The organism is Streptomyces sp. NPDC015661 (assembly GCF_043077765.1).
Taxonomy (GTDB): domain Bacteria; phylum Actinomycetota; class Actinomycetes; order Streptomycetales; family Streptomycetaceae; genus Streptomyces.
The window spans coordinates 59102-78276 of record NZ_JBIBST010000016.1; the positions used below are offsets into that span (position 1 = coordinate 59102).

Annotated in this window: 15 protein-coding genes, 4 tRNA genes and 1 other RNA gene; 13 read left to right on the top strand and 7 right to left on the bottom strand. The window is 71.1% G+C overall.

The window, feature by feature from the left end:
• The first annotated feature begins 354 nt into the window (after positions 1-354).
• The 4 genes from ACF07V_RS33785 (at position 355) to ACF07V_RS33800 (ending at position 1269) form a co-directional block, all read left to right on the top strand.
• Positions 355-696 (top strand): Lsr2 family protein, encoded by a 342-nt coding sequence (locus tag ACF07V_RS33785; protein WP_392159499.1) that lies wholly within the window; start codon positions 355-357, stop codon positions 694-696.
• Positions 697-831: 135 nt separating this feature from the next.
• Positions 832-903 (top strand) — tRNA-Gly (locus ACF07V_RS33790).
• A gap of 84 nt (positions 904-987) precedes the next feature.
• Positions 988-1060, top strand: a tRNA-Gly gene (locus ACF07V_RS33795).
• Between the two features lie 133 nt (positions 1061-1193).
• Positions 1194-1269 (top strand) — tRNA-Gly (locus ACF07V_RS33800).
• 43 nt (positions 1270-1312) lie between these two features.
• On the opposite strand, the gene ACF07V_RS33805 is transcribed toward ACF07V_RS33800, so the two are convergent.
• From ACF07V_RS33805 to ffs, 6 genes are all read right to left on the bottom strand, one after another.
• Positions 1313-2209: a phosphoribosylaminoimidazolesuccinocarboxamide synthase gene (locus ACF07V_RS33805; RefSeq protein ID WP_392159500.1), complete on the bottom strand. Its 897-nt coding sequence runs from the start codon at positions 2207-2209 to the stop codon at positions 1313-1315.
• A 296-nt stretch (positions 2210-2505) separates the two neighbouring features.
• Positions 2506-3966, bottom strand: coding sequence for a N,N-dimethylformamidase beta subunit family domain-containing protein (locus tag ACF07V_RS33810; protein WP_392159501.1), 1461 nt, complete (start codon positions 3964-3966; stop codon positions 2506-2508).
• A gap of 195 nt (positions 3967-4161) precedes the next feature.
• Positions 4162-5967, bottom strand: a complete 1806-nt coding sequence (locus tag ACF07V_RS33815) for a hypothetical protein (RefSeq protein ID WP_392159502.1) — start codon at positions 5965-5967, stop codon at positions 4162-4164.
• A 280-nt stretch (positions 5968-6247) separates the two neighbouring features.
• Entirely contained in the window at positions 6248-7501 is a 1254-nt protein-coding gene (gene purD, locus ACF07V_RS33820) for a phosphoribosylamine--glycine ligase (RefSeq protein ID WP_392159503.1), read from the bottom strand.
• 61 nt (positions 7502-7562) lie between these two features.
• The gene (locus ACF07V_RS33825) at positions 7563-9686 is read right to left on the bottom strand and encodes a DNA polymerase III subunit gamma and tau (RefSeq protein WP_392159504.1); all 2124 of its coding nucleotides are present in this window, start codon (positions 9684-9686) and stop codon (positions 7563-7565) included.
• A gap of 224 nt (positions 9687-9910) precedes the next feature.
• An RNA gene (gene ffs, locus ACF07V_RS33830) (signal recognition particle sRNA small type) lies at positions 9911-10009 on the bottom strand.
• A 118-nt stretch (positions 10010-10127) separates the two neighbouring features.
• On the opposite strand from ffs, the gene ACF07V_RS33835 reads away from it, so the two are divergent.
• The 6 genes from ACF07V_RS33835 (at position 10128) to ACF07V_RS33860 (ending at position 14936) form a co-directional block, all read left to right on the top strand.
• Positions 10128-10215 (top strand) — tRNA-Ser (locus tag ACF07V_RS33835).
• 248 nt (positions 10216-10463) lie between these two features.
• Positions 10464-10949, top strand: a complete 486-nt coding sequence (locus ACF07V_RS33840; RefSeq protein WP_392159505.1) for a DUF1269 domain-containing protein — start codon at positions 10464-10466, stop codon at positions 10947-10949.
• Positions 10950-11267: 318 nt separating this feature from the next.
• Positions 11268-11681, top strand: coding sequence for a hypothetical protein (locus tag ACF07V_RS33845; protein WP_392159506.1), 414 nt, complete (start codon positions 11268-11270; stop codon positions 11679-11681).
• 63 nt (positions 11682-11744) lie between these two features.
• On the top strand, positions 11745-12419 hold the full coding sequence (locus ACF07V_RS33850) for an ABC transporter ATP-binding protein (RefSeq protein ID WP_392159507.1): 675 nt from the start codon (positions 11745-11747) through the stop codon (positions 12417-12419).
• Positions 12416-14671 (top strand): FtsX-like permease family protein, encoded by a 2256-nt coding sequence (locus ACF07V_RS33855; RefSeq protein WP_392159508.1) that lies wholly within the window; start codon positions 12416-12418, stop codon positions 14669-14671. The genes ACF07V_RS33850 and ACF07V_RS33855 overlap by 4 nt, the downstream gene beginning before the upstream one ends.
• Positions 14672-14726: 55 nt before the next feature.
• A complete protein-coding gene (locus ACF07V_RS33860) occupies positions 14727-14936 on the top strand; it encodes a DUF4287 domain-containing protein (RefSeq protein ID WP_392159509.1) in 210 nt (69 codons plus the stop codon).
• 10 nt (positions 14937-14946) lie between these two features.
• Here ACF07V_RS33860 and ACF07V_RS33865 read toward each other — a convergent pair whose 3' ends face one another.
• Complete coding sequence (locus tag ACF07V_RS33865) at positions 14947-16161, bottom strand: MFS transporter (protein ID WP_392159510.1); 1215 nt, start codon at positions 16159-16161, stop codon at positions 14947-14949.
• Positions 16162-16247: 86 nt separating this feature from the next.
• On the opposite strand from ACF07V_RS33865, the gene ACF07V_RS33870 reads away from it, so the two are divergent.
• From ACF07V_RS33870 to ACF07V_RS33880, 3 genes are read left to right on the top strand one after another with little or no spacing between them, the layout of a single operon-like run.
• Positions 16248-17243 (top strand): DUF5937 family protein, encoded by a 996-nt coding sequence (locus tag ACF07V_RS33870; RefSeq protein WP_392159607.1) that lies wholly within the window; start codon positions 16248-16250, stop codon positions 17241-17243.
• On the top strand, positions 17240-18073 hold the full coding sequence (locus tag ACF07V_RS33875; RefSeq protein ID WP_392159511.1) for an alpha/beta fold hydrolase: 834 nt from the start codon (positions 17240-17242) through the stop codon (positions 18071-18073). The genes ACF07V_RS33870 and ACF07V_RS33875 overlap by 4 nt, the downstream gene beginning before the upstream one ends.
• Before the next feature lie 42 nt (positions 18074-18115).
• Entirely contained in the window at positions 18116-19174 is a 1059-nt protein-coding gene (locus ACF07V_RS33880) for an aldo/keto reductase (protein WP_392159512.1), read from the top strand.
• Position 19175 lies beyond the last annotated feature (1 nt).

Sequence of the window (19175 nt, forward strand, 5' to 3'; positions counted from 1 at the left end):
GTGGTGTGTTGCGTGGGCGGTTCCCTCAGCGTACCTGCCTCCAAATTCTACGCGGGTAGAGATCTGAAGGATCCTACAAAAGCCCGGTTCAGGACGGCGTGTGCCGCACGAACACCATCCGCGCGCCGGGCACACACTCCGCACAAAATTCGAGTGAAATATTGCGGACCGCATTGCACCGGGACACGCTGAAACAATTGGCAGGGCTTCACAATGCGACGCCTGCCGCTGTACAAAGGAATCCAGAAGAAAGCAGCATTGTCCCGGCACAGCCGTACGGTCGGCATCGTCGCACGTCAGGGGCGCCACAAGCGCTCCGTCGGCCTCGGCGGCCGCAGGAAAGGACCGATATCCGTGGCTCAGCGTGTGGTGGTCACTCTCTCCGACGACATCGACGGCGGAGAAGCGGCTGAAACGGTCGCGTTCGGCCTCGACGGGAAGATGTACGAGATCGACCTGAATGCTGCCAATGCAAAGAAACTCCGCAAGGCCCTCGCGCCCTACCTCGCCGCCGGCCGCAAGCTGCCGGCCAGGGCGGCGGCCCGCCGGAGCGCCCCGGCCGACTCGTACGTCCACACCGCCCTCGCCCCCGATCCGGCGGCGGTCCGCGCCTGGGCCCAGTCCAACAAGATGGACGTCCCGGCCCGCGGCCGGATCCCGAAGCGCGTCTACGAGGCCTTCCGCGCGGCGAGCTGAGCGGGGCCCGAGCGGGGGGGCGAGCCCGGCCGGGGAGGCCCGGCCGGAGCCGATTTGCATTGCACCCCCTGTGATCGGCTAGAGTCTGGATCACGCCGAGGGGCGAGGCCGAAAAAGCCAAGTCCCCAGCAGCGTGCGGGTGTAGTTCAGTAGCAGAACAGCCCCCTTCCAGGGGGAAGGCGCAGTGTGCAATCCCTGTCACCCGCTCTGCGAGAAACGCGTTACCGACCACTCCGGTGGATCAGGTAGAGTGGTGCTCGCACCGAGCAGCGAAAGCTGACCGGTAGCAATGCGGACGTGGCTCAGTTGGTAGAGCATCACCTTGCCAAGGTGAGGGTCGCGAGTTCGAATCTCGTCGTCCGCTCAGGGAGCAAAGGCCCCGGTTCTCAGGAACCGGGGCCTTTGTCGTGTTCCCGGAGAATGTGAAGGGCCCCACACGGCGGTGTGTCACGAGCACCGTCCGGGTTGGGTATAGTTAGCAGCGCGCTACGGCGCATGCGGACGTGGCTCAGTTGGTAGAGCATCACCTTGCCAAGGTGAGGGTCGCGAGTTCGAATCTCGTCGTCCGCTCCATGAAGAAGCCCCCGGTCGAATCGACCGGGGGCTTTCTCGTTGTCTACCAGGCCGTCCCGGTCAGCAGCTCGTACGCCTCGATGTACTTGGCGCGGGTCGCGTCCACGACCTCCTGCGGCAGCGCCGGCGGCGGCTGCTCGCTCTTGCGGTCCCAGCCGGAGGCCGGGGACGTCAGCCAGTCCCGCACGAACTGCTTGTCGTACGAGGGCTGGGCGCGGCCCGGCTGCCACTGGTCGGCCGGCCAGAAGCGGGACGAGTCCGGGGTGAGGACCTCGTCGGCGAGGACCAGGTCGGAGCCCTCGAAACCGAACTCGAACTTGGTGTCGGCGAGGATGATGCCGCGCTCGCGGGCGATGTCCCGGGCCCGGCCGTACACGGCGAGGGTCGTCTGGCGCAGCTGGGCGGCGGTCTCGGAGCCGACCTGGCGGGCGACCTCCTCGTACGACACGTTCTCGTCGTGGTCGCCGACCGCGGCCTTGGTGGCCGGGGTGAAGATCGGGGCGGGCAGCTCGGAGCCGTCGCTCAGGCCCTCGGGGAGCGCGAGGCCGCAGACCGTGCGGGACTCGTTGTACTCGACGAGGCCGGAGCCGGTGAGGTAGCCGCGGGCGACGCACTCGACCGGGACCATGTCCAGCCGCTTGCAGACGGTCGTCCGGCCCTCCCAGTCGGCGGGGGCGCCGGCCGGCAGCTCGGTGGACAGCACGTGGTTCGGGACGATGTCGGCGAGCTGGTCGAACCACCACAGGGAGAGCCGGGTGAGGACGCGGCCCTTGTCGGGGATCTCGGTGGGCAGCACCCAGTCGTACGCGGACATGCGGTCGCTCGCCACCATGACGAGGTCACCGGCCTCGTTCTGGTACAGCTCGCGCACTTTGCCCGTGTGGAGATGGGTCAGGCCCGGGACCTGGACGGGCTCGGGCTTTTCTACGAATCCGGACACGGTTCCTCCGCGTAGGTTGATCCAGGAGCGAGTCCGATTCTCTCGCACATCCGGCCGGATCCCGCCGCCAGGCCCTGTGAGCCCCCGCTCAGTCCCTCCGCACGGTCAGGCCTGCCTCGGTCCCGCCCGCCTCGGTCCGGCCTGCCTCGGTCCCGCCCGCCTCGGTCCCGCCCGCCTCGGTCCCGCCCGCCACGGTCCCGCCCGCCACGGTCCCGCCCGCCACGGTCCCGCCCGCCACGGTCCCGCCCGCCACGGTCCCGCCTGCCTCGGTCCCGCCCGCCTCGGTCCCTTCTGCCTCAGTCCCTTTTGCAGATGCGGTCGAGGAGGTTCGCGGTCGCGCGCTGGATCCGGGCGTCGACGTGGCCGGGCCGGTCGAGCGCCGGCGACCAGGCGAAGGTGCCCGACGCGAAGACCCACGCCCCGGAAGGGGCCCGGTAGAGACTCGTCTCCTGGTGGCGCAGGGCACCTTCGCTGTCCCGGTACGGCGAGTGGGAGAGCAGGATCCGGCCCTGGTGCTCCGGGAGCGCGGTGCGCGGGAAGTAGCGGTCGGCCTCGCCCGCGACCAGGCCCGGGAGCTCGTCGCCGTCTCCCGCTCCGGTGGCCTCCCAGATCCAGTGGTCGGCGTTCCGGACGACCAGCGGGTGCGGTTCGGGCACCCGGCCCGCGTACTGGATGCCGAGGAGCTGCTGCTCGGGCCGGTCGACCTCGCGCCAGAGCGCCGGGCGGCCGGGGCCGCGCCGCTTGCGGCAGGTGAGGAGGCGGTCCGGCACCCCGGACGGCGAAGGGCCCAGCTCCACCTGCCAGTACATGGTGTTGGCGGAGAGGAAGACGAGCGAGGTGCCCTGGTCGCGGGCGAGTTCGACGGTCCGGCGCATCGGCGCCGACCAGTACTCGTCGTGGCCCGGGAAGACCAGACCCCGGTAGCGGCCCGGGTCGACCCGGCCGGCGTGCAGGTCGCGGGTCTCCGCGTACGCCAGGTCGTAGCCGTAGCGCTCGGCCCACCGGATGAAGTCGTAGGCGTGGCCGACGTGCAGGGGCAGCCCCGCGCCCGCGTACGGGCGGTCGAAGGAGACGGTGACGGCCGCCTCCTCCTCGCCGAGCAGCCGGCCCTCCTCGTCCCAGGCGTGGTAGAGGCTGGCGCCGGTGTGGCCGTCCTCCGGGTAGAGGTTGTACGCCTGCCAGGTCACGTCCGGGAGGACGAGGAGCAGATCCGCCGGGTGGTTGTCGCGGACCGTGAAGGGGATGTGCGAGCGGTAGCCGTCGGCGGTGGTGAGGACGGCGACGTACGCGCCGATCGACCAGTACGTGGGGACCTGGAGCCGCCAGGACTGCCACCAGTGGTGGCAGGAGACCGTGCGGTCGGCGGTGAGCGGGGCCGGCTGGACGATCCCGGAGAGGCGCGGACTGGTGGTGATCTTCGCGGCGCCGTCGCCGCCGTAGTGCCCGATCCGGTAGACGTCGACCGAGAACTGCTGCGGCGGGTCCACGGTGATGTGGAAGTCGATCGACTCGCCCGGCGCCACGGCCCCGTCGGACGCGAAGCCCTTGATCTGGCGCCGGACGTCGTCGGCCGTGCGCGGGCCGCCGGTGCCGCCCCGGGCCAGGATCTCGTCCGCGTACCAGGGGACCATCTGACCGGTGTCGTCGAAGTAGTTCTCCGAGCCGCGCAGCCAGGGCAGCGGGCCCTGGCCGAAGGGATCGGAGACGGCGTGCGCCAGCGCACCCGACTCCCACCGTCTGATCTGCTCCGCCCCCATGTGCGCCCCTCCCTCGACTCCCCCGGTCGGCCGGTCAGTGCCTGTGGCTCGTGCCTCTGTCTTCGTGCCCGTGCTGTGTGCCTCTGTCAGTGACGGTCTCCAGCACATCACATAACGCACGCACTCCGTCACCGTTCGTCGTGAATTGGCGAGAGTGGAAGCCCGAGCTCCGGCTTCTGGTGGGTCCGGTGGCTCTCAGACCAGGCGTACGGGCTTCTCCGGGCGCACTCCGGTGAGGGTGAGCCAGGCCCGGAGGGGCTCGGGGTCGCCGTCCTCGACGAGGGCGAGGACCCGGGGACCGAGGTCCGCCGCGCGCTCGCCGCCGACGAGCAGGGCCGGCCCGTCGAGCCAGTCGAGGCCCGCGGCGGCCTCGGCGGTGTCGACGGCCGCGCAGCAGACCATCGCGGTCACGTGGTCGGCGAGCAGGTCGCGGCCGGTGCGGGGCGGCTGGAGCGGGAAAAGCGGCAGGGGCCCGTCGGGGCCGCTGACGGCCACGTGCGGGGCGGCCTTCCGGCCCTTCTCGGCCGTGCGCCCCTTCTCGCCCGTCCGGCCCTTCTCCGCCTTCCGGCTCCGCTCCGCCGTGCGGGCGGTCTCGGCCGCCGCGGCGACGCGGGCCTCGCGGGCCGCCTCCTCCCGCGCGAGCAGCGCGCTGAGCGCTCCGGCGAGCGCCTCGGCGGCGGGATTGACCGGCTCGTCGTCGTCCTCGTCGGGCCCCGCGGTGGCGGTGGGCGCGGGCCGGGAGGTCGTCAGATGGGCCATCACGCGGGTCAGGGTCGGACCGGCCGCGCCGGAGCCCCGGCCGCCGGAGGCCTCCGCCACGCCCAGGCCGTCGAGAACCTGGTGCAGACGGGCCGCGTCGGTGCGCCACTTCCGGTCGACGACCTCCTCCGGGTACTGGCTCCACTCCACCGGGGCCCAGTCGGGACCGGGCTCGGCCGGACCGCCGTGGAAGAGGCGGGCGGCGAGCAGCGAGGTGGCCTCGTCGACGGCGCCGGGCTCCTCCAGGAGATCGCAGGCGGGGCGCTCGCCGAGCCGGGAGGAGAAGCCCTCCGCGAGCCGGTCGCGGCGGGAGAGCTCGGTCAGCGCGGAGACCACGCCCGCGTCGAGCTTGGCGGGCCAGCGGCCCATGCGCCAGGCGGGCAGCGCGACCCGGGTCAGGAGCCGGTCCCAGCCCGCGTAGGCCAGGCCGACCTGCTCCTGGGCGACGATCCGTACGCCGTAGTCCACCGCCTGGGCGCGCTCCGAACCGGCGGCGGCGACCCCGCGCTCCATCTCGGCGGCGTGCCCGCGACACGCGCGCAGCAGCACGCGCGCGACCTGCCCGACACCGTGGGCGCCGAGCCTGCGGAGCGGATCGAGGCCGGGGTCCCGGGGAACGGCGACGGCGGCGTCCAGCCCGCGGACGAAGCGGCGGGCCGCGGCTATGTCGGGATGGGCGGCCGGCCCCGTACCGGCGACGACGGGGGCGAGGACCGCCCGCAGCTCGCCGACGCGCATCCACCACAGGAACGGCGAGCCTATGACCAGGACAGGAGCGCCGTCGCCGCCGGACGTGCGGTGCAGGCGGTGGGCCCGGTGGGTGCGGTCCTCCAGCCAGCTGTCGCAGTCCGGCGTCAGGGCTATCGCGGCGGGCGGCGGGACGTCGAGCCGGTCCGCCAGGTCACGGACGAGGCGGTACAGATCGGGGGCGGCGGTCTCGGCGAGCTCCACCGTCGGCGTGGCCGCGGGACGCGCCCGGGCGACGACGAGGGCGACGGCCGTGGCGGCGAGGAGGACGAGCACGGCGAGGACGGTCACGATCCAGCGGGCCGTGTCCCAGCCCGCTCCCGTGAAGTGGCCGGTGACCCCGCCCGCGTACAGGACGACGGCCACCGCGGCGGGGAGCACCGCGAGGCCCAGCGCCCTGCCGCGGACGCGGAGGACGGCGAGGGCCCGGGAGCGCGCGGCGCGCGCACCCCACTCCTCGCCGACAACGGAACCGGTACCGGACACGCCGTTCATCACCCCCTCCTGTCCTCGACGGGACTGCCTGTGGCGGTGTTGCTCACTCCCCCACTGTGGCACCCGCCACTGACATCGCAATGCCGGTGGGCCAAGTGCCGGAATGCCTTCGCCGCACCCTAGTTGGGGCTGTGGCGGGCGTCATCCGTATGGCCGAGCCGTCACTCGATGGAATGGCTTTGGGTAAAGGTGATGGCGCAGGTGTGGCCGTGTGGTGCACAGGTTCCGCACCGCACGGCCACAAGTGGAATCGCGAGGATTCCGGCGAAATCGAGTGGAATCAGGCCTCGGCGGCCTTCCGCGCGATGTCCGTGCGGTGCTGCGAACCGTCAAGGCGGATGCGGCCGACCGCCGCGTACGCGCGCTCACGGGCCTGCGCCAGGTCCGAACCGGTGGCGGTGACCGAGAGGACGCGCCCGCCGGCGCTCAGGACCGCGCCGTCCTCGCCCCGCTTCGTACCGGCGTGGAGCACGTACGCGTGGGGGGCGTCCTTCTCCGCGACCTCGTCCAGGCCCTCGATCGGGTCGCCCGTGCGCGGGGTGTCCGGGTAGTTGTGCGAGGCGACGACCACGGTGACGGCGGCCTCGTCGCTCCAGCTCAGCGGGGCCTGGTCGTCCAGGGTGCCGTTGGCGGAGTGCAGCAGGACGCCCGCGAGCGGGGTCTTGAGACGGGCCAGGACGACCTGGGTCTCGGGGTCGCCGAAGCGCGCGTTGAACTCGATGACCCGCACCCCGCGGCTGGTGATCGCCAGACCCGCGTAGAGAAGGCCGGAGAACGGGGTGCCGCGGCGGCGCAGCTCGTCGACCGTCGGCTGCAGGACGGTCTCCAGGACCTCCTCGACCAGCTTCGGGTCGGCCCAGGGCAGCGGCGAGTAGGCGCCCATGCCACCGGTGTTCGGGCCCTCGTCGCCGTCGAGCGCGCGCTTGAAGTCCTGCGCGGGCTTCAGCGGGAGGACGGTCGTGCCGTCGGTGATCGCGAAGAGGGAGACCTCGGGACCGTCGAGGTACTCCTCGATGACCACCCGGTCGCAGGCGAGCGCGTGCGCCCGGGCCTTGTCCACGTCCTCGGTGACGACGACGCCCTTGCCGGCCGCGAGGCCGTCGTCCTTCACCACGTACGGAGCGCCGAAGGCGTCGAGCGCCTCGTCGATCTCGGCCGGGGTGGTGCAGACGTAGCTGCGGGCGGTGGGGACCCCGGCGCCGGCCATGACGTCCTTGGCGAACGCCTTGGAGCCCTCCAGCTGCGCCGCCTCCTGGGACGGGCCGAAGACCGGGATGCCGGCCGCGCGGACGGCGTCGGCGACGCCGGCGACGAGCGGGGCCTCCGGGCCGACGACGACCAGCTCGGCGCCGAGCTCGGTGGCGAGCGCGGCTACGGCCGCGCCGTCCAGCTGGTCGACGGGGTGCAGCTCGGCGACCTCCGCGATTCCGGCGTTGCCGGGCGCGCAGTGCAGAGCGGTGACGTCGGGATCGAGGGAGAGAGAGCGGCACAGGGCGTGTTCGCGGGCGCCGCCGCCGATGACGAGGACCTTCACGCCTGCCAGGGTAGCCCGCGGGGCGGCATGCCCCTTGTGCGGGCCACCGAGCGAGACGCCCCTACTCGTTCGTGTATTCCTCCACAACCGTGGCTCCCAGCTCGCGCACGATCAGGTCGTGCCCCGAGAGCGCGGAGTCGACGAGGTCCGGGTCGTCCTCCTCCGGGACGTCGTCCTCGGGCGCCACTGGCTGCGGCGCGGGCGGCGTGTACGCGGGCGCGGGGGCCGACGGCGGGGCCTGCTGGAAAGCGGGCGCCGGGGCGGCCTGAGCCTGTACGGGAGCGGGCGGCGGCGCCTGCTGGAAGGCGGGCGAGGGAGCGGGAGCGGCGGGCCGGCCGCCACCTCCACCGCCGAAGCCGCCGCCCCCGAAGCCGCCGCCGGACCCGCCGCCGAAGCCGGTGGCGGCGGGCGGGGGCGCGGAGCCGCCCGAGGGGTCGATGATCGCCTCGATCTTCCAGTTCACGTTGAACTGCTCGGCGAGGGCCTGCTTGAGGACCTCCTCGCTGCCACTGCTCGCGAAGTTGTCGCGGGCGCCGGCGTTGAGGAAGCCGAGCTGGAGCGTCGTGCCGTCGAACCCGGCCACCTGGGCGTTCTGGCTGAGCAGGATCCAGGTGAAGCGGCGCCGGTTCTTCACGGCGTCGAGGATCTGCGGCCACAGGTTCCGCACCTGGGCCGTGTCCCCGCCGGCGGAAGCCGGAGCGGGAGCCTGCGGCGCGGGCTGCGCCTGTACGGGCGCGGGGGCCGGGGCGGCGGGCGCCGGGGGTGCGGACGCGCCGGGCCAGGCACCGGGGGCACCGCCGCCGGGGGTGGCGGCGCCGGGCCAGGCACCGGGCCGCGCGGCGGCGGGCTGCTCGTGCACGGGAGCCTGTACGGGAGCGGCGGCCTGCACGGGCGCGGGGGCCGGCTGCGGGACGGGCGCGGGGGCGGGCGGCGGCGGGGCCATCGGCGTGTGGGCCTCGGGCCCGGGGACGTACCCCATGGCGGGCGCCGGGGGTCCGGGCGTGAAGACCGGCGCGGGCGCGGCGGCGGCCCCGCGCTCCAGCCGGTCGAGCCGCGCCTGGAGGGAACGCTCGTCGTCGAAGGCGGCGGGCAGCAGCACGCGCGCGCAGATCAGCTCCAGCTGGAGCCGGGGCGAGGTGGCGCCGCGCATCTCGGTCAGTCCGGCGTTCACGAGATCGGCGGCGCGGCTGAGCTCGGCGGCCCCGAACACGGACGCCTGCGCCTGCATGCGCTCGATGACGTCGACGGGGGCGTCGATGAGCCCCTTCTCGGCGGCGTCGGGCACCGCGGCGAGGATCACGAGGTCCCGCAGCCGCTCCAGGAGGTCGGCGACGAACCGCCGGGGGTCGTTGCCGCCCTCGATGACCCGGTCGACGACCTCGAACGCGGCGGCACCGTCCCCGGCCGCGAAGGCGTCGACGACAGCGTCGAGCAGCGACCCGTCGGTGTACCCGAGGAGAGAGGTCGCCATGGCATACGTCACACCGTCGTCGGCGGCACCGGCGAGCAGCTGGTCCATGACGGACATCGAGTCACGCACGGACCCGGCGCCGGCGCGGACGACCAGCGGCAGCACGCCGTCCTCGACGGGAATCCCTTCGCGCCCGCACACCTCGCCGAGGTACTCCCGAAGCGTCCCCGGCGGCACGAGCCGGAAGGGGTAGTGATGGGTCCGGGAACGAATGGTCCCGATGACCTTCTCGGGCTCGGTGGTGGCGAAGATGAACTTGAGGTGCTCCGGCGGCTCCTCGACCACCTTCAGGAGGGCGTTGAAGCCCGCCGAGGTGACCATGTGGGCCTCGTCGATGATGTAGATCTTGTACCGGCTGGAGGCGGGCCCGAAGAAGGCCTTCTCCCGCAGGTCACGGGCGTCGTCCACACCACCGTGCGAGGCGGCGTCGATCTCGATGACGTCGATGGACCCGGGGCCGTTCCGCGCGAGGTCGCGACAGCTCTGACACTCGCCGCACGGAGTGGGCGTGGGCCCCTGCTCACAGTTCAGACAGCGCGCGAGGATCCGCGCACTGGTCGTCTTTCCGCACCCTCGCGGCCCGCTGAACAGGTACGCGTGATTGACCCGGTTGTTCCGCAGGGCCTGCTGCAACGGGTCGGTGACATGCTCCTGCCCGATGACCTCGGCGAAGGACTCGGGGCGATAGCGGCGGTACAGCGCGAGAGACGACACGTATACGAGGTTATAGGCGCCCACCGACAACCCGGGAAAACCGATCGATGCCAGGGGGAACCGATCGATGCCCGGGGGAACCGATCCGCGCCCGGGGGGCCGATCCGCGCCCGGGGGGAGGGGAACCGATCCGCGCCCGGGGGAACTGATCACCATCCCGGGGAACCGATCACCATCCCGGGGAACTGATCACTATCCCGGGGAACCGATCCGCGTCCGTGGGGAACGCAAGCGCCCCCCACGCACCTGCCAGAGCCGACCTACCCTTGCTGCCTTCCGGCCCTGGGGGAGTTCAGTCAGATAGCACCGCGTGAGGGGCTGCGCCCAGCGTACCCGATCCGAGCCCCGCCCCGGCCATCCCCACCGACCTGCACCCTTCTCCGGACCCCCGCCCGGAATCGTGTGCGCGAGCACCCTCTCCGGTCATGTAATGTTCTCCACGGAGGATTCGCCTAGAGGCCTAGGGCGCACGCTTGGAAAGCGTGTTGGGGGCAACCCCTCACGAGTTCGAATCTCGTATCCTCCGCCAGTGCCTCACCGGGCACGTTGTCGAAGGGCCCCACCGTTCGCGGTGGGGCCCTTCGACTTTGCCGCGCGCGCCGTCCGACTACACGGGGCAGGGGCGGCACTCACTCCCACGGGGACGATCCTGCGACGACCACCCCCTCGCTGACCGTTTCATCGAAAGATGCCCAAAGATGCACCTTTCATCCGAACCGCTTTTACTGGGCCATACCTGTTGCCGATCGCCGTAGGGCGAGCTTCTGGAGGCTGGACGTGGCCACGTTGACCGTGTGGAAATTCGATGCGCCCGAGGGCGCGGCAGCCGTGGAGGACACCCTGCTCCAGCTGCAGAAGCAGGAACTGATCAAGGTCCTCGACGCGGCGACGGTCAGCTGGCCGGCGGACGCGGCCAAGCCGAAGACGAAGCAGCTCCACAATCTCACCGGCGCGGGCGCCCTCTCCGGCACCTTCTGGGGCATGCTCTTCGGCATCCTCTTCTTCATGCCGCTGCTGGGCGCGGCGGTCGGAGCGGCGGCGGGCGCGCTGGGCGGAAAGATGGCGGACGTCGGCATCGACGACGACTTCATCGACTCGGTCAAGGCGAAGGTGACACCGGGGACTTCGGCGCTGTTCCTGCTGTCGCAGGACGCGGTGGTGGAACGCGTACGGGAGGCCTTCCCGGGCGGCCACACGGAGCTGATCCACTCGAACCTGGACAGCGAGAAGGAGTCGAAGCTCCGCGAGGTCTTCGCGGGCTGAGCTGCGGGGCGGGGCGACACGGGCGGACGGGTCTGGTGACCGGTCCGCCCGTTGTGCTGCTGGGGGCACGGCAACGTCGCCACCTTCCCGAACTCCCTTACCTGTAAGCACTGTTACCGCACGCGTACGCAATCCCGGGACATGCCCCGCCCCTGAGCAGACATAGCCCGCAGGGCTGAACGCGAGCCCCAGAGGGCCTCGTTCACTGGATCGGGGGGTGATTGGCGGGAGGTACGTTCCTTCGCCATCCGGTCTGTAGTGATGCCGATACTTTCTGTGATGACCAGTCGGCACACTCGACTCGACCAGGGGCGATCAATGAGGAAGTTGGCAACGGCGGCCGCGGCTGCGGGACTTTTCTTCGGGGGGATGGGGGTGGCGGCGGCCGATTCTTGGCACGGAGTAGCGCTCTTCAAGACGACCGGAGCGCGGTTCACGGAAGGAAAGTACAAGTGGGAGCCCGCTGAGGTGCAGCAGGGCGCCTTCCACATCAAGGGCCGGCTGCGTGACGTCGGCGTGGATGACAACCACAACGTGTACTTGCAGGTGAAGGTGCACGGCTACGGGTGGAATCGCTTCGACGGTGTGCAGAAGAAGGACGTCTGGCTCGACAAGCTCGTCCACGACGGCGCCAGCCGGTACACGAACACGGCGGAGGTACGCGTGTGCCAGAACCGCGGTTCCCTGCACCCCGACAACTGCTCTCCGACGAGGTCCTACAAGCGCAAGTAGGGCAGTCGACCTTCGCGGGGGCCACTCACCGGTGGCTCCCGCACCAAAGGAGTGCGCAGCACGATGGACGTCATCCTCCGCGCCGAGGGCGTGGATCTCTTCTACGGCACCCAGCAGGCGGTAACTGGTGCCGATTTCACGCTCAAGCGCGGCGAAGTGGCCGCCATCATGGGCAGCAGCGGGTCGGGGAAGTCGTCCCTGCTGTACTGCCTCGCCGGGGTTCTACCGCCCTCCAACGGCACGGTGACCTTCGACGGAGAACAGCTCTCATCTCTCCCCGACGGGGAGCTCAGCGCCCTGCGTCGCACGCGTCTGGGGTTCGTGTTCCAGTACGGGGAACTACTGCCGGAACTGACCGTCGAGGAGAACGCGGCGCTTCCTCTCCGGCTCGCCGGCATCAGTAAGTCCCATGCCCACGCCATGGCCGGCCAGGTGCTGGGACGGCTTGGGATGGGCGATCTGTTGCGGCGCAGGACGTCAAAACTGTCGGGGGGCCAGAGCCAGCGCGTGGCAGTTGCGCGGGCTCTGGTCCATCGGCCGGACGTGGTGTTCGCGGACGAGCCCACCGGAGCGCTCGACAGCGCCAACGCGGCTGCCGTGCTCGATGAATTCCTTCAGCTGGCGAGAAGGCAGAAGACCGCCGTCGTCATCGTCACGCACGACGCCGATGTCGCTGCGAAGGCCGACACCCAGTACACGATGTCGGATGGTGTGCTGGCCCAACGGGTGGCCGTGTGAACGCGTTCGTCCTCGGGATGCGTCTGCTGTGGGGAAGTGGGCGCAGGTCTCGGGTCCGCTTCCTCCTGATGGCGCTCGGATCTGCGCTCGGGGTTTCCTGCTTGGCCGCCGCACTCACCATTCCGACGATCATCGCCGCCAACGACGCCCGGGTGACGAGTCGCGCCGTTTCCTCGGGTCCGAACAAGAATGCCGTTTACCAGGAATTCCTGGATCCCTACGGCTCGCAACCACTGCGGCGTGTCTTCATCGGCCACAGAGGTGTCGGCCCACTGCCGGTTCCTCCGGGAATCAAGGCACTCCCTCGCACGGGCGAAGCGATCGTGTCGCCGAAGCTGGACGAGATCCTGGCAGCCAATCCCCGCGCCGCAGGACTTGTGCCCGGTCGTGTGATCGGCACCATTGGCCCGGAGGGATTGGGCGGGCCGGACGAGTTGTACGCCTATATCGGCACCGACGCCGATGAACTGAGCGGGGCGGAACCACTCGGCCACTTCGGCACCACGTACACGAAGCATGAGGTCATTGACCCCTCCACCCTGGACATCCTGCGGTTCACTCTCGGCTGCATCGTGTTGCTCCCGCTCGTCATCTTCCTCTCCGTCTGCGCTCGGCTCTCCGGGGAATCCCGTGCGCGCCGGCTCGCCGCACTCCGGCTCGTCGGCCTCAGCATGCGGGACACCCTGCGGGTCAATGCCGCAGAGAGCGTGGTCGCCGCCTTCGTGGGGGCTGTCGTCGGGCTCATCGGCTATCTCGGGATCAATGAAGTCATGGCGTGGATCGGGTTGCCCGGCCTGCGCTGGTACCCGGCCGATGGGCGGCCGGAGGGGACGACCATCGCCGCCTGTCTGCTGGGATGCCCTGTCCTCGCCTGGGTCGTGGGGCAGTCCAGTGCGCGGCGGGCCGCCCAGTCGCCCATCAGCGTGCGCCGGACCGGCGAGCGTAAGCCTCCGAAGAAGTACGGGACGCTGTTGCTGATCCCCGGGTTCGGAATCATCAGCGGATACTGCCTGCTCAGCGCGATGGGACGGGATCCGTCAGGAGGATCGGCCAGCGCCGTACTGGTTCCCGGCGCTGTGCTGATGACCGGGGCAGGGCTGGTGTTCGGTCTGGCGCCGATCACCGCATGGCTCTCGCGACGCCTGGCGAGCATGTCCCGATCGCTGCCCCTGTCGCTGGCCATGCGTCGCACGGAGGTCGATCCGGGGAGCGCCCTGAGGGTGGTCACCGGGCTCGTGCTGCTGGTGTTCGGCGCCTCGCTCACCCAGGGGGTGCTCATCGAATTGGATCAGGTCAGTCGGCGGACGGCCCCGGTCCAGGAGTACAGCCTTCTGGCAGATGAGCTGAGCGACCACCAGCGCACAGAGATGGCGGCGTTGAGTGGAGTACAGGGCCATGGTCTGGTGGTTACGTCATGGGTGGCAACGTTGGAGGAGGACCTACCCAGCATCCAAGGCGTCGTTGCGACGTGCGCTCAACTCGCTTCCTTCACGAAAACAACGCACGGATGCATCGACGACAAGGTCCTGCGGATTGATGATCCGACCTTCTTGTCTGATCGGAATGCCCGCGTCGGCCGCAGCTTCCCGTTCCTCCTCACTGACGGACACAAGCTGAATGTCTCCGTCCCCCGGGACACTGTGACCATTCAGGCCTACGATCCCTCCGAGTTCGCCGGGCCAAGCCTGCTCATCCCTCCCTCCTTCCTCCCCCCAGGCACCCAGCTCGCCGACGCCCACTTCGTTCTCGTCAGTCCTTCCGACCCCGACACCGTCCGCTCCGTTCTCGACGGTATCGGCGCCGTCGCGCCCACCGCCTCCGTCGAGCCCGTCGGGATTGTCATCGACTCGCTCGCTCAGTTGACCGTGATTCGGAGTCTGCTCGTCGTCGGGATGGTGCTCGGGCTGGTGATCGGGGTTGCCGCGTTTGTCGTGTCCGTGGCCGATCGGGCCATGGAGCGGCGGGGGCAGGTGACCGCGCTTGCCTTGTTGGGGGCTCGGGCCGGGACGTTGCGGGTGGTGCAGGTGGTGCAGGTGTTGTTGCCGTTGGTGGTGGGGTTGGGGGCCGCCATCGTCACCGGGTGGCTTGCCGAGTCCAGTTATCTGATCACCGGGGGTGGTGAGGTGCACTGGGACTGGGAGGGGTTGCCCTTGTTGTTCGCCTCCGCCCTGGGCGTCATGCTCGCCGCCGCGGTCGCCTCCGTTCCCATGGTGCGGCGCCACATCGATCCCGAGCACATCCGGCGCGATTAGTTTTCGACGGGCCGGCGGTCTTCTCCTCCGTAGTCCACCAGCTGAGGAGAGCACCGTGTCCGAGAACGCCGTCAAGGGTCCCGCCAGCTACTTCCCCTCCATCGAGAAGAAGTACGGGCGGCCCGTCTCCGAGTGGTTCGAGGTCATCCAGGCCTCGCCGCTCAGCAAGCACATGGAGCTCGTCTCCTGGCTCAAGGCCGAGTACGGGCTGGGCCACGGGCACGCGAACGCGCTCGTGGCCCATGTCCTGGCCGGCGGGAAGTAACCCTCAGCCCTCAGGCCGCCAGGGCGTGGCTGGTGCGGCGTTCGATGCGGGTCTTCAGGGTCAGCGTCGCCGCCGCCGTCGCCGTGCCCGCCACCAGCGCCGTCCACCACAGCGTCGCCGGGCTCAGGCTCGTGTAGGTCGTCACTCCCAGCGTCAGCGCCCCGAAGCGGGCGACGCCCCACGTCCAGCTGAACGCTCCCTGGTAGCGGCCCCGGGCGTGTGCCGGGGCCAGGTTCGCGAAGAGGCCCGCCGCGATGCCCGCGACGACCACCTCGCCCAGCGACCAGACCACCACCGACATTGTGTAGCCGGCGACGCTGTCCGCCAGGCCGGTCAGTGCGACGCCCACCGCGATCAGCGCGCTGCCCGCGCTCTGCACCACGAGCTGCGGCAGTCGGGACAGCCAGGCCGTCGCGAAGGGCTGCAGCGCGACCACCATGATTGCGTTGACCGCCGCCATCGCCCCGTACACCGCCGGCGAGAGCCCGCTGTCGCGGACGGCCAGCGGGAGTGCGACCTCCGTCAGCGAGTACACGAAGAGCTGGACCCCGAAGAGGGGGAGCAGGAGCATCGCCAGGCGGTCGCGGATCACCACGCCGTAGCCGATTCCGTCCTTCGCCTGCCTCTGCGTCCCCTCGCGCTTCGGTTCCTCGATGCGTGCCACCACGACCAGCGCGTAGAGCAGCATCGAGCCCGCGTCGACCGCGAACAGCAGCCAGTACCCCTGCGCCGCCAGATAGCCGCCCAGGACGCCCGCCACCGCGGTGCCGATGTTCACGCCCCAGCCGAAGAGGGCGTACGCGCGCCGGCGCCGTTCGCTGTCGACGGCGTCGGCCAGCAGCGCGTACGCCGCCGGGGAGACCAGGCTGCCCGCCGCGCTGATCAGCAGCGCCGCCGCCGCCATCGTCCACACCCCCGGCGCCAGGAAGAGGGCCCCCTGCGCCGCCGCCGCGCCGACCAGGCCGATCAGCATCGTGGGACGGCGGCCGATCCGGTCCGCGAGGATGCCGCCCACGGCCGGGCCGATCAGGTTGCCCGCGCCGAGCGCGCCGAGCACGTACGTGGATTCCCCGCCGGTCACTCCCCGCGAGGCCAGGAAGAACACCAGGAACGGGGTGACCAGGTAGCCGAGGCGGTTGACGATCGTTCCCGCGAAGATCGTCCAGACCACGGACGGGAGGTCGCGGAAGGCGGAGGGCGACAGGGAGGCAGGGTTTCTGGGCATGCGGGGAGTCTGTTTTCCCGCCCCCCTCCCCCTCCAATGATTAAGGTCAGAGCGAATCCATTCGCCTACTCCAGGACGTGGCACGCATGGAAGCCGGGCTCAGTTTCTCCGCCGCCGACCTCGCCCAGACCCGTTTCGCCGTCTCCCCCATGTGGGAAGTCGTCACCAGCTACCGCATCGTCGCCCACCACCGCGACTCCGCCGCCCACAGCCGCTGGGCCGCCCAGGTCCGGCCCCGGATCGTCCGCGCCGGCCTCGATCGCGGCTGGCTCGCCGCCCTCGTCCCCGCCCACGGCTACCTCGCCGACTTCCTCAACCCCACCCCCGCCGGCCCCTTCCCCACCCTCGACGCCGAGCTCGACGCCCTGCGCCGCTCCCCCGCCGCCGACGTGATCGACGACCTCGACACCCTGGAGCGGAAGGGCGTCGACCCGGCCCGGCTCCGCTCGCTGCGCGAGGACCCCTCGGCCGTCCTCCCCAAGGTCGCCGACGAGATCGAGACGTACTGGGAAATCGCCCTCGCCCCCTACTGGGCCCGCATCCAGAAGGTCCTGGAGGCCGATGTCTTCCACCGGGCGCGGCAGGTCGCCGAGCACGGTTCGGCGCGGGTCCTGAGCGAACTCCACGAGACCGTGCGGTGGGACGACGGCACCCTGCGGCTCGTACGGCGGCACTGCGCGCTCACCCGCGACCAGGCCGGCTCCGGGCTGCTGCTCATCCCCTCGGTCTTCGCCTGGCCGCAGGTCCTCACCCGTTCCGTTCATCCCGATCCGCCGCAACTCGCCTATCCGGCACGGGGTTTCGGGGGCGTCTGGGAGCCTCGCACCAGCGCCGCCACCGATGCCGTCGCCGCCGTCCTCGGCCGCTCCCGCACCCTGCTCCTCACCGAGCTCGACACCCCCGCCTCCACCACCCAGCTCGCCACCCACTGCGGCATGTCCGCCGCCGGCGTCTCCCAGCACCTCGTCGCCCTCCGCAACGCCGGACTCGTCACCGCCCACCGCAGCGGCCGCTCCGTCCTCTACGCCCGCACCGCCGTCGCCGATCAACTCCTCCAGCCTCCGGGGATCATGGCGGGATGAGCTCTTCTTCCTGGACCGAGCGTGTCGTTCTCGTACGTGACGGTGTACGGCTCTCCTGCCGCGACTGGGGCCGGTCGGGCGGCTCCGGGCCCGACACCCTCCTCCTCCACGGACTCGCCGGGCACTGCGGGGAGTGGGACGCCCTCGCGCGGCTGCTCCGGGACGCCGGCCACCGGGTCGTCGCCCTCGACCAGCGCGGGCACGGGAGCAGCGAGCGGCTCCCGGCGGACGTCTCCCGTGCCGCGTACGTCGCCGACGTCCTCGCCGTCGTCGAGGAACTCGGGCTCGTACGGCCCCTGTTGATCGGTCAGTCGCTCGGCGGGCACACCGCGCTCCTCACCGCCGCCGCCCGCCCCGACCTGCCGCGCGCGCTCGTCCTCGTCGAGGCCGGACCCGGCGAGCCCGAGCCCGGCCTGCCGGAGCAGATCGGGGGCTGGCTGCGGGCCTGGCCGGTGCCGTTCCCCTCGCGGGAGGCGGCCGTCGCGTACCTGGGGGACGGCAAGCGGGCCGTCGGCGAAGGGTGGGCCGACGGGCTCGAGGAGCGCGACGGCGGGCTCTGGCCGCGCTTCGACCCCGAGGTCATGGAACGGTCCCTCCACGAGAACGCCCGGCGGGACTTCCGGGAGGAGTGGGCCGCCGTCACCTGCCCCGGTCTCGTCGTGCTCGGGGAGGGCGGGATCATCGGTCGTGACCAGTACGCGGACATGGCCCGGGCACGGCCCGGGCTGCGGGGCGTCAGCCTCCCCGGCGCCGGGCACGATGTGCATCTCGAGCGGCCGGAGCTGCTGGGCGGGCTGATTCTCGATTTCGTACGCCGGCAAGGACTTTGAAGCCCTTGCCTTGGAGTGCACTTCACTCCCTAGAGTGCGCGCATGCGCTATCGGGTACTCGGCGGGACCGGGATCGACGTCAGCACCTACTGCCTCGGCACCATGATGTTCGGGGCGGTCGGCAATCCGGACCATCAGGAGTCCGTACGGATCATTCATGCCGCCCTCGACCAGGGCATCAACTTCGTCGACACGGCCGACATGTACTCGGCCGGCGAGTCCGAGGAGATCGTCGGCAAGGCGCTGCGCGACTCCCGGCGCCGCGAGGCCACCGTCCTCGCCACCAAGGTGTACTTCCCGATGGGCGGCGAAGGACCCAACAAGGGCGGCTCATCCCGGCGTTGGATCACCCTCGCCGTCGAGAACAGCCTCAAGCGGCTCGGTACGGAATGGATCGATCTCTATCAGGTGCACCGGCCCGATCACCGGACCGACATCGAGGAGACCCTCGACGTCCTCGGTGACCTCGTCGGTCAGGGGAAGATCCGGGCCTTCGGCTGCTCCACCTTCCCCGCCGAGGAGATCGTCGAGGCCCACGCCGTCGCCGAGCGGCGCGGGCTGCGCCGGTTCCGCTCCGAGCAGCCGCCGTACTCGCTGCTCGCGCGGGGCGTGGAGGCCTCCGTGCTGCCCACCGCCCAGAAGTACGGGATGGGCGTGCTGACCTGGAGCCCGCTCGCCTCCGGCTTCCTCACCGGCAAGTACCGCAAGGGGCAGCCCATCGACCTCAGCAGCGGGCGGGCCGCGCTCACCCCGCACCGCTTCGACCCCGCACTGCCCGTGAACGCCGCCAAGCTCGACGCCGTCGAGGCCCTCGTCGACGTCGCCGAGTCCATCGGGTGCTCCCTGCCCGAGCTGGCGATCGCCTTCGCCGCCGCGCACCCGGCCGTGACCTCCGTGATCCTGGGGCCCCGGACGATGGAGCAGCTGGAGGGGCTGCTGAAGGGCTCGACCGTCGTCCTCACCGACGAGACCCTCGACCGGATCGACGCGATCGTGCCGCCCGGGACCAACCTCTACCAGCCGGACGGCGCCTGGAAGCCGCCCTTCCTCACCGATCCGGCCCTGCGGCGACGGCCGTTGGGCGAGCGGGCGGCCGGGTGAG